The organism is Cerasibacillus terrae (assembly GCF_008039555.1).
In the GTDB taxonomy this organism is placed as follows: Bacteria; Bacillota; Bacilli; order Bacillales; family Amphibacillaceae; genus Cerasibacillus; species Cerasibacillus terrae.
The window spans coordinates 196,337-209,012 of the sequence record NZ_VDUW01000005.1 but is presented as its reverse complement, the minus strand read 5'-3'; the positions used below and the strand labels follow the sequence as shown (position 1 = coordinate 209,012).

Annotated in this window: 10 protein-coding genes; 6 read left to right on the top strand and 4 right to left on the bottom strand. The window is 34.1% G+C overall.

Annotated elements, in window-relative coordinates; all coding sequences use genetic code 11:
• The first annotated feature begins 43 nt into the window (after window positions 1-43).
• The 3 genes from FHP05_RS09400 to FHP05_RS09390 all read left to right on the top strand — a co-directional run bounded on the left by FHP05_RS09400 (window position 44) and on the right by FHP05_RS09390 (window position 4,321).
• Window positions 44-964 carry a peptidase U32 family protein gene (locus FHP05_RS09400; protein WP_147667391.1) on the top strand — a complete coding sequence of 307 codons (921 nt, stop codon included), beginning with the start codon at window positions 44-46 and terminating at the stop codon, window positions 962-964.
• Window positions 965-1,018: 54 nt separating this feature from the next.
• A complete protein-coding gene (locus FHP05_RS09395) occupies window positions 1,019-2,251 on the top strand; it encodes a peptidase U32 family protein (protein WP_147667389.1) in 1,233 nt (410 codons plus the stop codon).
• Window positions 2,252-2,752: 501 nt separating this feature from the next.
• Entirely contained in the window at window positions 2,753-4,321 is a 1,569-nt protein-coding gene (locus tag FHP05_RS09390) for a Vga family ABC-F type ribosomal protection protein (protein ID WP_147667387.1), read from the top strand.
• A 48-nt stretch (window positions 4,322-4,369) separates the two neighbouring features.
• Here the strand turns inward: FHP05_RS09390 and FHP05_RS09385 are convergent, their stop codons facing one another.
• Together FHP05_RS09385 and FHP05_RS09380 are read right to left on the bottom strand one after the other, a co-directional pair.
• On the bottom strand, window positions 4,370-5,725 hold the full coding sequence (locus FHP05_RS09385; RefSeq protein ID WP_147667385.1) for a sodium-dependent transporter: 1,356 nt from the start codon (window positions 5,723-5,725) through the stop codon (window positions 4,370-4,372).
• Between the two features lie 30 nt (window positions 5,726-5,755).
• Window positions 5,756-6,925, bottom strand: a complete 1,170-nt coding sequence (locus tag FHP05_RS09380) for an NAD(P)/FAD-dependent oxidoreductase (RefSeq protein WP_147667383.1) — start codon at window positions 6,923-6,925, stop codon at window positions 5,756-5,758.
• A 178-nt stretch (window positions 6,926-7,103) separates the two neighbouring features.
• Between FHP05_RS09380 and FHP05_RS09375 the strand changes: the two genes are divergently transcribed.
• The gene (locus FHP05_RS09375; RefSeq protein WP_147667381.1) at window positions 7,104-8,285 is read left to right on the top strand and encodes a sugar diacid recognition domain-containing protein; all 1,182 of its coding nucleotides are present in this window, start codon (window positions 7,104-7,106) and stop codon (window positions 8,283-8,285) included.
• Between the two features lie 214 nt (window positions 8,286-8,499).
• Window positions 8,500-9,276, top strand: a complete 777-nt coding sequence (locus tag FHP05_RS09370; RefSeq protein WP_147667379.1) for a TatD family hydrolase — start codon at window positions 8,500-8,502, stop codon at window positions 9,274-9,276.
• 59 nt (window positions 9,277-9,335) lie between these two features.
• Here FHP05_RS09370 and FHP05_RS09365 read toward each other — a convergent pair whose 3' ends face one another.
• A complete protein-coding gene (locus FHP05_RS09365) occupies window positions 9,336-10,487 on the bottom strand; it encodes an aminotransferase class I/II-fold pyridoxal phosphate-dependent enzyme (protein WP_407923433.1) in 1,152 nt (383 codons plus the stop codon).
• Between the two features lie 208 nt (window positions 10,488-10,695).
• Between FHP05_RS09365 and FHP05_RS09360 the strand changes: the two genes are divergently transcribed.
• The gene (locus tag FHP05_RS09360; protein ID WP_147667375.1) at window positions 10,696-11,238 is read left to right on the top strand and encodes an isochorismatase family protein; all 543 of its coding nucleotides are present in this window, start codon (window positions 10,696-10,698) and stop codon (window positions 11,236-11,238) included.
• A gap of 34 nt (window positions 11,239-11,272) precedes the next feature.
• On the opposite strand, the gene FHP05_RS09355 is transcribed toward FHP05_RS09360, so the two are convergent.
• Window positions 11,273-12,487 carry a DUF5068 domain-containing protein gene (locus FHP05_RS09355; protein WP_147667374.1) on the bottom strand — a complete coding sequence of 405 codons (1,215 nt, stop codon included), beginning with the start codon at window positions 12,485-12,487 and terminating at the stop codon, window positions 11,273-11,275.
• Window positions 12,488-12,676: the final 189 nt, after the last annotated feature.

The following is a 12,676-nucleotide window of genomic DNA, read 5'->3' as shown; positions in this document are numbered from 1 at the left end:
TTGTGATAAAATTATCATGGATGTTTGAAAAGGGGGATTGTGAATGTTTGAACTAGTTGCAACTGCAGAGTCAGTAAAGCAAGCAGAACAGTTGGTAGATGCTGGGATTGATAAGCTATATATTGGGGAAGATGATTTTGGACTACGTTTACCCGCTTCATTTACCACGGAAGAAATTGCAGAAATTACAGAGATAGCCCATAACAAAGGGAAAAAAGTTTGTGTTGCTGTCAATGCAATCATGCATAATGACCGAATTAAAACAGTGATTCCTTATTTAAAAGAATTAGAAAAAATCACTGTAGATGAAATAACAGTTGGTGACCCTGGGGTTATTCATTTAATGAAGAAGAATGATATCAAGCTTTCGTATATTTATGATGCACAAACAATGGTAACTAGTGCAAATCAAATTAATTTTTGGGTGAAGCGAGGAGCAAAAGGAGCCGTTTTAGCCCGTGAAATACCATATGAGGAATTAGAAAAAATGGCGAAACAAGTGACAATACCATTAGAAATACTTGTCTATGGTGCAACATGCATCCATCAATCATTGCGGCCACTTGTTGAAAATTACGTGAACTTCACAGAACAAAAGACGAAAACAGAAAAAGAAAGAGGGCTATTCTTGTCTGAAAAGAAAGACCCGGACACCCATTACTCTGTTTATGAAGACCAAAATGGTACACATATCTTTGCAACAGATGATGTAAATTTACTACCATATTTGGAAAAACTAGTTGAAGTGGGATTAACAACATGGAAATTAGACGGGGTTTTTACAAGAGGGGATGACTTTGTAAAAATCGCCCATATCTTTGCTCAAGCGAAACAGGCTTTCAAAGAAAAGTGTTGGTCAGAAGAGTTGATGAATGAGCTACAAGAGAAACTCCTTTCTTTACATCCAAAGGAACGAACATTGGATGCGGGATTTTTTACAATGGATTCATCAGATGTGAAATAAACATATAGTTTGTTTTGGGAAATTTTTTGTTCATATTGTTGGAGGGGAAAAGCTTTGAGAACAATTACAAAAAAACCAGAAGTCCTCGCACCAGCAGGGACTTTGGGAAAATTAAAAACAGCCATTCGTTATGGCGCTGATGCAGTTTACATTGGTGGAAATGCATTTAGTTTACGGAGGCGTGCAGGGAATTTCACAATAGATGAAATGAAAGAGGGAATTGCATTTGCTAAAGAGCACAATGCAAAAATATATGTTGCAGCAAATATGGTCACACATGAAAATGATGCAAAAGGTGCTGGAGAGTTCTTTCGTTCTGTCCGTGATATAGGGATTGATGCTGTGATTGTATCTGACCCGGCATTAATTGAAATTTGTGCAACAGAAGCAGAAGGATTACCAATTCACTTATCTACCCAAGCATCAGCAACAAACTACGAAACATTAAATTTTTGGAAAGAAGAAGGTTTGGAACGAGTTGTTTTAGCGCGTGAAGTAGGGATGGATGAAATCAAGGAAATTCGCCGGAAGACAGATGTTGAATTAGAAGTGTTTATTCACGGGGCCATGTGTATTTCCTATTCCGGACGATGTGTATTATCCAATCATATGTCTATGAGAGATGCGAATCGTGGTGGATGTTCCCAATCCTGTCGTTGGAAATATGACTTATTTGAAGTGGATGGGGAAAATGACCGCCAATCATTACTTGGTGGGGAACCGACAGAAGATTTTTCAATGAGTGCGGTTGATATGTCAATGATCCACCATATTCCAGATTTAGTAGAAGCTGGGGTGGAAAGTTTAAAAATTGAAGGGCGCATGAAATCCATTCATTATGTTTCGACTGTTTCTAATGTGTACCGTGAAGCAATTGATACTTATTGCAAAGACCCAGATAACTATAAATTTAACCCGGCATGGGAAGAAGAACTATGGAAAGTTGCCCAACGAGAATTAGCAACCGGATTTTATTATGGAACACCTGATGAAAATCAGCAATTATTTGGGAAACGCCGAAAAATTCCTGTGTATCGTTTTATTGGACAAGTACTTGACTATGATGAAGAGACAGGTATCGCAACAATTGAACAGCGGAATAATTTTGGAATTGGTGATGAAGTAGAATTTTATGGCCCAGGATTCACCCACCATTACCAGAAAGTAGAACAAATGTGGGATGAAAAAGGAGAGCCAATTGATCGCGCACCACATCCTTTGATGAAATTCAAAATGAAAGTCGATGCACCAGTTCAACCTTATGATATGATGCGGAAGAAGAAATAATAATCGCAAAAGTTACTATGAAATCGGGCAGTTGGATCTTCCAGCATGCCCGTTTTTTTATCTAAAAGTAGTCACGATGATTCCATTATGATGTACCGTGTAATCATCCTATTAATAAAAAAACAAAAAATTTGACAATTAGCCTCCTATCATTTACAGTAAAATTAAATGAATGAACGGAAGGGTGAACCAAACGCATGAAGTACTAATCCTATTTACTAAGGCTTTTTATTGAAGGTGTTTTTTGGCAGATGAAAATTCTGCTTTATTTCTGATGCCTTCAATCACTGTTTTCAGAATAGGATTGGTATTTTTATGTTTGCAATGTCAAAAATCAGTAGTCTTTGTCTTGTGGGTGAACTACTGTATTATTGCAATAAAAGATATCACCATAAGGCCTGAAACTGACAAAAGCTTGTCGGTTCAGCCTATTAATGCCTCCTATTCTGAAGTAGATAGGGGCATTTTTTGTCCCTGAAAAATGAATATGGGGATGATTGGATGATTTTATTAGAAGCAGATCACATAAAACATTATGTGAAGAGTCGCCTACTATTAAATATAGAACAATTAAAAATTTATAAAAATGATCGGATTGGTCTAGTTGGTCCTAATGGTAGTGGTAAAACGACATTATTACATATTTTAGCCGGAAAGGTTTCCCCTGAAAAAGGAAGGGTTACATGTCATGTAATGTGTGAGCTATTACCACAATTAAAAAGAACAGATACTACAAAAAGTGGTGGTGAAGTAACACAAGCCTATATCACCAAAGCACTTGTTAAGGATTCTGGTCTATTATTTGCAGATGAACCAACCACAAATCTTGATACAAAACATATGGAATGGTTAGAGGAGATACTTCATGAATGGAAAGGTTCCTTTGTCATTGTATCACATGACCGTGCTTTTTTAGATGCTATCTGTACAACTATATGGGAGATTGATGAAGGGATAATAAAGGAGTACAAAGGAAATTACAGTTTCTATGTGAATCAAAAGGAATTAGAGCAGCAACACCAGAAAGTAGAATATGAAAAATACGAGAAGAAGAAAAAACAATTAGAAGATGCTATGCAACTAAAAGAAAAAAAGGCGAATCGAGCAACAAAGACACCTAAAACAGTTAGTAAATCTGAAGCGAAAATAATTGGTGCAAAACCATATTTTGCGAAAAAACAAAAGAAATTACAAAAAACAGCAAAAGCACTTGAAACGAGACTCGAGAAACTTGAAAAAGTCGAAAAGATAAAAGAAATGCCACCACTTAAAATGGATTTGCCTCATGTAGATGTGAATCAAGATAAAATGGTAATAAGAGTGGAAGGTGTTGAAGGAAAAATAGGAGAGCGTATTCTTTGGGAAAAGACTCAATTCTATATTCGGGGTGGAGAGAAATTAGCAATTATTGGACCAAATGGTAGCGGAAAAACAACCCTTGTGAAAAAAATAATCAATCAAGATGATGGGATAACGATTTCTCCTACAGTAAAAGTTGGTTATTTTAGTCAAAATCTAAACATACTCGATGTAAACAAATCGATTTTAGAAAATGTTTCTTTTTCATCGAAACAAAGTGAGACATTGATCCGAACAGTACTTGCAAGACTGCATTTTTTCAGGGATGATGTGCATAAAAAGGTAGATGTGTTAAGTGGCGGAGAACGAGTAAAAGTAGCACTTGCGAAAATATTTGTCAGTGATATCAACACACTTATTCTAGATGAGCCAACCAGTTTCCTTGATATTGAAGCTGTTCGTGCATTAGAGGGTTTGCTAAAAGAATACGATGGGACGATTTTGTTTGTTTCCCATGATCGACGCTTTATTGAAACAATTGCGACAAGTATCTTAGAATTTGTTCATCCCGAAATTAATCTTTTTGAAGGAACTTATAAACAGTTCAAAGAAAGCAAACAAATAAATAAACAAGATAGTATGGAAGAAAAGCGACTTGTCATCGAAACAAAAATAGCAGAAATTTTAAGTCGATTAAGTATTGAACCATGTGAACAACTAGAAAGAGAATTTCAGCGGCTTTTAATAGAAAAACGAAAATTAAATGACTAAACTAAAAGGCATGTAGTGAGTAAGCTTCTTCACTACATGCTTTTAAAATCATAACAATCCAGATACTAAAATAATCAAAATAGCTATCGGAATAACAAATTGAATAACTGGTTTAGAAATAGCTGTTATTTTAATGGAAGTCGCTCCGATATTAATATCATGTTGAAAGTTTTGGAATTTCCATTTGAACACAACATATAAAGAAATAAATAACCCACTCAAAACTAATAAGATATTCCCAGATACATAATCAATCAATTCAAAGATGTTTTTGCTGAATAATTCGATATGTGCCCACGGTCCATGAGATAAAATCGATGGAATAGCTAATATAAACATGACACCTAGCCATAGCCATACACTGGTCTTTCGCTTGAGATTAAGAAGTTCAGCAGTATTAGCTGATACAGTTTCAATTAATCCGACAGCTGTTGTAATGGCAGCAATGATGACTAGGATAAAGAACATCATTCCGAAAATGGTACCACCTGGCATTTTATCAAGGATGTTTGGAATCGTGAGGAAAAGCAATCCAGGACCAGAGTCTGGAGCAATTTGAAAGGCAAATAATGCAGGGAAAATAACTAAGCCAGATAAGAAGGCAATTGTTGTATCAAAGGAAATGACCCAAACACTGTCTTTTACTAAATCTGAATTCTGCGGATCTAAATAACTTCCATACGTAAACGCCCCGGCTAATCCTATACCTAAAGAGAAAAAGACTTGCCCTAACGCTTCTAGAAAGGTTTTCGGAGTAATGACGGAAAAGTCAGGTTTTAAATACCAAACAACACCGTCCATTGATCCTGGTAATGATAGGGAGTAAATTGCGAGTAAAATAAGCATGATTAATAGAATGGGCATGCTTATTTTAACGAATTTTTCAATCCCATTTTTTACTCCGCGGGAAACAATGAGCCCGATAATCAAAGTTGGAATGAGTGTATATCCAATGACAGCTAAAGGATTAGAAACTAAGTCTTCATATATCTTGGCAATTTGTTCGGTAGTGGCCCCATTAAATGTACCAAGACCAACTTTGAAAATATAGGCAAATATCCACCCCATAATCATAAGGTAGTAGGACATGATAAGTCCTGCTGCCAAAATGCCTAACCAACCAATGAATAATACCCAAGGACTTCCTTTTCGTGTTAATTGTCTCAGTCCTGTTATAATCCCTGTTTGTACTTTTCTACCTAAACCTGTTTCAGCTAGAAAAATGGGAATACCGATAACAGCGATAATAAGAAGATAGATTAAGAGAAATGCTCCCCCACCATTATGTCCAGCTACATAGGAAAATCGCCAAATATTTCCTAAACCAATAGAAAATCCAGCCGTTGCCATAATGAAACCTAATCGAGAGCCCCAGTTTTCTCTTGATTTCTTTTTCCCCTTCATTTAGAACCACCTCTTTTCTTAAGCGTTTTGTTATACAATTGCTCCTTCTAAAACAAGTTCTTTTTCAGCAAATCGTTCAAAACGTAAGGCATGAAGGTCAATATTTTCATATTTTCCTTTTTGAATTAGTTCAGCCAATCCTTTCCCAACTGCTGGTGCTTGTTGCATGCCGTGACCACTAAATCCACAAGCTAGGTAATATCCATTTAACTGTGGATGCATTCCGATAATTGCATTTTGATCAATCGTGTTATGACTATAAATTCCAGCCCAACCACTTTGAATTTTCGCACGTTCAAAATTGGAAATTCGATGAGCCAGAACAGGCCATAATTCTTTCAGGAAGAAAGAACGTTTCCATGTGAAATTAATTCCAGGCTTGACATCTTCTGCATATCCGGTAATAATGGAATCTCCTTCATGACGGAAATAAACACCAGTTGGGTCAACAGTAAGTGGTAATTGATTGATTAATTCTTTTTCCGTATTAAATTGGATAATTTGTCTTTTAAGTGGAACAACTGGGATAGGCAAATTAATTTTTTCACTTAAAACAGGTGCCCAAGGGCCAGCACTATTAATAACAATAGGTGCTTTAAAAACATCACCATTTTCCGTTTTAACTCCATTTACGCCATCTCTGTTATATAAAATTTCATCAACGGCTTCATAAATATAAGCTGCACCCAATTGTCTAGCCTTTCTAGCATAGCCTTGCATGACCGAATAAGGATCCAAGTACCCATCGTCTTTGGAATAAAGTCCACCAACTAGATCATCTGTCGTTAATTCAGGAATGATTGATAGTAAATCTTCCTTAGATAATACTTCTGTTTGCACACCTTGTGCTTGTTGAAGAGCAGATTGTGCTTCAAAATGATTCATCTCTTGTTCTGATTTTCCTAAAAAAAGATATCCATGTTGTTTGAAATCGATTTCTGCTCTTTCTCCGTCAACAGCCATATCCTCTGGGAAGGTTTTGTACTTTTCTATCCCGTATTTACCCATTTGGACATTTACAGCGGTTGTAAATAATTGTCTAATACCACCAGCACTTCTCGGGGTAGAGGCAAATTCATATTTTTTATCCTTTTCAAAAATGATGATTTCTCCTGTATATCCATCTTGAAGTAGGTGATAGGCAATACTTGATCCAATTACGCCGCCACCAACAATGATAATATCCGTTTTTTTCATCATATCAATCACCCTTTTATTTTGTTTATTCTTAGTAATATATTTTATTAGGAAGTCTTATAAAAAACTATGGTTAAAGAAACGAAAAAACAGCATTAAGTTTATTAATTTTTCTAAAAATTTTAGAAATATGGTATAATTATCATCAATTAATTCTTGTTTGAAGGGGGAATAGCTGTTTATGGAAGCATTTGTACAATATGCACAAAAGGTAATGAAAGCGGTTACAAGAATTTTGCCATTTCCGATCAGTTTAACAGATGTTAATGGTGTTATTCTTGCAGATTCCCAATATAATCGAGTCGGAAAAATTCATCTACCATCCAAAGAAGTCATCGAAAAAAATGACTATATTCTTTATGAAGAGCAGGAGGTAGCCCAATTTGATGATGTCTTTCCAGGTGTTGCTGTCCCTTTATTCTTTAATCAACAAGTTGTTGGTGTTTTAGGAATTATTGGTCCACCTAGTCAAGTCATGCCACACGCACAATTAATTAAAAAATATGTAGAATTGATGTGGCAAGAGGTGTTTTATAAACAATTGGAAGAATTAGAAGAAAAAACATTGGATACCTTTGTTCAGTATGTTTTATTAAATGAAGAAGTTGACCAAAATCGTATAAAGCAATATTGTGATTTATTGAAGATTGATATGCATTCCCATTATTTTTGTATCCTAATTGATATAGGGGATACATTAATGCATGATTTAAAAACAAATCATGAAACACATACATTTAGTATTTTGAAAAAATCACTTCTAACATGTACTAGAAAAATATTTATGACGAATCGAAATGACATATGTACCTATTTTAATACAGAAAAAATCATTGTAATGAAATCCATATCTTCTAAACAGGAATACTTTCAGAAAATGAAACGGTTCAAAGAGCGTGCTGAGGAATTACAGAAATTATTTATGATTTACCATGTAAAAGATGTTTTAATTGTAGCTGGTTCATTAAGTAAGTCACTAAAAGAAATTAATTATTCTTATCATGAAGGAGAGAGATTGCTTGCATTCGCTAAAAGGGGAAAAATGAAGTCACATATTTATAGTTATTATGATTGGGATGTTTTATTAAAACAATTACCAGATTATATTAGTCCTACATTAACAGAACATTTGCGATTTCGGATGACACCATTAATTGAAGATGAATCATTTATGGAATTAAAGCGTGATTTTATGATGTATTGTGATAAAAACATGAATTTAAGTAAGGCTGCAAAAGCATTGTATATTCATCGCAACACATTGATTTATCGGATGAAGAAATTAGAAACAATAACCTCTTTAGATACACGCAACTTCCATCATTGTATGATATTATACGTATTATTAGAGAAGTTTACTTAAGGAGTATGAAATTTAAAAAACGATGATACCTTTTTTATCAAATATAAAAATCTTGTTTCAAATGAAGAGATTGTGGGAAGATAAGACTAACACATATAAAAAAGGATGAATAACATGAAACGTCTTCGAAAATTAATACGAATAGGAGTAATCCTATATCCATTTATAAAGAAGGTACTAGCAAGAAGAAAAAGTAAGAAGAGTAGGGAGAACAATGGATAACTCAGTAATTGATGCGCATATCCACTTTGATAAATATAAAAGAATAACACGCGAAAAAATTATAAAAAGTCTAGATAAGTATCACATAGATGCACTGATTTCTGTTTCAATAAATGCATCATCTGCAAGAGATAATTTGAAATTATCTAAGGAAAATTCGAAAGTCAAACCAGCTTTCGGGTTTCACCCAGAACAAACATTTCCAGATATTGCTGAGGTAGAAATGCTTTTAAAAATGATGGATACTTATCATTCACAAATGGTAGCGGTTGGGGAAGTAGGGCTTCCCTTTTATTTACGAAAAGAAAATCAAGAACTCCCACGACAACCATATATTAGACTTCTAGAAACTTTTATCCGAAAGGCTAAACAATTAGCCAAACCGATAATCCTGCATGCGGTTTATGAGGATGCACCAATCGTCTGTTCATTATTAGAAGAATATTCCATAGAAAAGGCACATTTTCATTGGTTTAAAGGGGATGAGCAAACGACCGAGAGAATGATTCAAAATGGTTATTTCATTTCCTTCACCCCTGATATTATCTATAAACCCAAACGTGATGCGCTTGTGAAGAAATATCCATTAACCCAAATGATGGTGGAAACAGATGGACCATGGCCGTTTGATGGTCCTTTTAAGAATATACTGACACATTCTAGAATGGTACATCTGGTGATTAAAAAAATTGCAGAAATAAAGCAGATAGAAGAAGCAGTTGTTTATCAACAAATCTATGAAAATACGAAAGCATTTTACTCTATTTAAGAAATTGAATTAAAAAAATCACAAAGACATGTACTCCTACATATCTTTGTGATTTGAACTTATTTTGTTAGTTTATTCATAAATCTTTCAAGGCGATTCATTCCTTCTTTTAATAATTGAATGGAACCTGCATAAGAAATACGAATAAAACCTTCACCATATGTTGTAAAAGCATCTCCCGGAACAACTGCCACATGCTCTTCTTCTAATAATTTTGTTGCAAACTCAAAAGAAGTAAGGCCAGTATCTTTTATGGAAGGAAAAATATAAAATGCTCCAGTTGGTTTCACCGCATGTAAGCCCATTTTATTCAAGCGATCGTAAACATAATCCCTACGTTCTATGTAAGCTTTATTCATTTCGTTCGGTGTTTCTAAACTATTTGTTAAAGCCTCTATTGCAGCATATTGGCCTGGAACAGATGCACAAATACAGTTATATAAATGCACTTTGACCACATGTTCCATGATATCCTCAGGCCCTAGAACATAACCAATTCTCCAACCTGTCATTGAATGTGATTTGGATAGTCCATGTAGTAAAAACAATTGATTCTTTAATTCTGGAAATTGAGCAAATGATTGATGTTTTCCAGCATATGAATTTTCACTATAAATTTCATCAGAAAGGATAAAAATATCATGTTTCTTAAGTACATCCACAAGTTGTTTCATCTTTTCATTAGAGATGGTTACACCTGTTGGATTGGTTGGATAATTGAATATAATTGCTTTTGTCTTGTCCGTAATTAGATCATTTAATCTGTTTGGATCAGGAATAAAATCTGTATCAGATGTGTCTAAATAAACTACCTTTGCACCACAAAGATGAACGATTGGTTCATATGCAGAAAAAATAGGTGCAGGGAGAATGACTTCATCTCCTTCAGATAATATCGTTCTTAATACAGAATCAATTGCCTCGCTTACCCCTGATGTGATAATGATTTCTGTTTCAGGATTATAACTAAAATTATATTTGTCTTCAAAAAAGCGAGCAACACTTTGTCTTAATTCAAGTATCCCGGCACTATGTGAATATCCGGTTAAATTATTTTCGATGGCTTTAATACCAGCCTGTTTTACTCTTTCAGGAGTGGGAAAATCAGGCTGACCGATTGTTAAATTGACTCCATCTGCATATTGTTCAACTTGATTTGCAAATACCCGAATTCCTGTAATTTCAATTTCTTGTGCACGTTTATTTATCATATCCAATATAAAGTCACTCCCTGAGTCTATTTTATCTAGTATATAAAGTTATTAGGTTATGTTAACATATTTTATTATTATTTACCAATTTATTATATTTTTTATATTCTAAAAAGTATAGATTTGTATTAAACTAAGTATGTATAGTTTAGTTTAGACTAGAATACAAATTATAATATGGGTAGAGATGTGGAGAGGAGAATTAGACATGTTCAACAAAGAAAATACAGTTTTTATTCTAGTGGATGTCCAGGGAAAATTAGCAGAGATTGTTTACAAACATGAAGAATTAAGAGAACGGTTAATTCAATTGATTAAGGGACTTAAGTTACTAGACATACCAATGGTCTGGTTAGAACAATATCCAGAAGGTCTTGGACAAACATCTAAAGAAATCGCTAAACATATGCCAGAAAACATGCAACCAATACCAAAGATGACGTTTAATGCATGTGAGAATGATCAATTAGTACAAGAACTATCGAAAATGAATCGTAAGCAAATCATCATTGCTGGAATTGAGGCACATATTTGTGTATATCAAACAGCAGTTGGTTTAACATCGTTAGGCTATGAAGTGGAAGTTGTTCAAGATGCTGTATCCTCCCGTACAAAGGAAAACAAACAAATTGGTTTAGAAAAAATGAAGTCGTATGGAATGAGAGTCACATCTGTTGAAATGGTTCTTTATGAATTAATGAAAGCTGCTGATACAAGTTTATTTAAAAAAATACTTCCGATTATAAAATAAAATACCCCTCCTTACGGGTGGAAGGGTATTTTGATTAAGGTGCAGGTATCTCAAATTCCATTGTTTTTTCTTTAAATTCATATCCGTCTTTCCCCATAAATGGTCCCATTTCTAAATCGAATTTTTCATACAGCTCAAAGTATTTCTTTTGGAAAATGAATACAATTTGTCGTTCCCCGCTATCACCAGGGTTTAATTCACGTGGATTATAATTTTCGACCATTCCTTGAGAAAGAAATCTTTCTTCACCATCATTTACAATTAATTTAGCGCTACTATCATTATAAGTCATGACATCTGATTGATTGTCTGTAGAAACTTGAATGGTCATTGCGACAAGATCATTATCACCAAAATTCTTAAATCTCTCTTTACTAGAATCATTTGGTACGATATCCGTGTATTGAACACCTTCAATCGTAATTTTAAATTTATCAATTTCTTGAGATTCATTGATATCTTTCTTTTCGGAAATCAATTCCTTTGTCGCGATTCCATTTGTTGTTAATTTATCTTGATAAAAATCAGTAGCATTTGCTGCTTTTTCAGATTGTTCTTCATTCAAAGGAAAGCTAAAAAATCCTTCTTCACGGTAGGAGTCAGAAAAATCTTTGTTCTTACTTGCACCAGCTTCTACAATTAGTTTTGGATCAAGGGAAAGCGCCTTTATATATTCTTCTTCTGTTAAGATAAATATGTGGAAAAAATTATGTTCAGATCCAGACTTGAAATTTTCCTCCAACTTAAGTTTGTTATCCTCTGCTACGTAATATATATCTTTCGAAGGGATATAATCATACCGATCATCCGTTTGAATTCGTAAATTTGGAGTATAATATATATCATGGTCTGAGGTGTTTTCTATCGCTATATCAGCTGTGATAACATATCCTTCTAAATCTTCAAATCGGTGTTCTTCACTTTGTTTCATATCTGTTACGTGTGTCACTTGATATTTATTTACCTTTACAATGAATCCATCCATATTATGTTCGACTTCAGGGTTTACATTCGTATACAGTACTTCTACATCTCCATCCGTTTCCTCTGCAATTGCTGGATTCATGATTTCACTTGCTGACTCCTTGTTGTCATTTTCCTCCGATTTCTTCTCTTTTTCCTCTTCAATTGTTTCTTTATTTTCCTTTTCTTCATCTTTTGTTTCTTTTTCATCTTCTGTTGAAACATTTTCTATTTCATTTTTACCTGCTTCTTCCTTTCCACAAGCCATTAGTAGAAACAGAATCAATAGGAACACTCCAAAAAGTTTCGTGAAATTTCTCAAATAAACCAACCTCTCCTAATTAATAAATATCTGAAATTTATTATTCCATAAAATACTCTGAAATACATGAGTCAAAAGAAATAGGTCATATGTATTGCTTTCGAGTGGGAAAAGCATTGTATAGATGTATTTTTTTCTTATAAATAAGTATTA

Excerpts from the sequence above, each read along its gene's own strand:
- FHP05_RS09400 (WP_147667391.1), top strand. The coding sequence starts at position 44 with ATGTTTGAACTAGTTGCAACTGCAGAGTCAGTAAAGCAAGCAGAACAG.
- FHP05_RS09390 (WP_147667387.1), top strand. The coding sequence starts at position 2,753 with ATGATTTTATTAGAAGCAGATCACATAAAACATTATGTGAAGAGTCGC.
- FHP05_RS09385 (WP_147667385.1), bottom strand. The coding sequence starts at position 5,725 with ATGAAGGGGAAAAAGAAATCAAGAGAAAACTGGGGCTCTCGATTAGGT.
- FHP05_RS09380 (WP_147667383.1), bottom strand. The coding sequence starts at position 6,925 with ATGATGAAAAAAACGGATATTATCATTGTTGGTGGCGGCGTAATTGGA.
- FHP05_RS09375 (WP_147667381.1), top strand. The coding sequence starts at position 7,104 with ATGGAAGCATTTGTACAATATGCACAAAAGGTAATGAAAGCGGTTACA.
- FHP05_RS09370 (WP_147667379.1), top strand. The coding sequence starts at position 8,500 with ATGGATAACTCAGTAATTGATGCGCATATCCACTTTGATAAATATAAA.
- FHP05_RS09365 (WP_407923433.1), bottom strand. The coding sequence starts at position 10,487 with ATGATAAATAAACGTGCACAAGAAATTGAAATTACAGGAATTCGGGTA.
- FHP05_RS09360 (WP_147667375.1), top strand. The coding sequence starts at position 10,696 with ATGTTCAACAAAGAAAATACAGTTTTTATTCTAGTGGATGTCCAGGGA.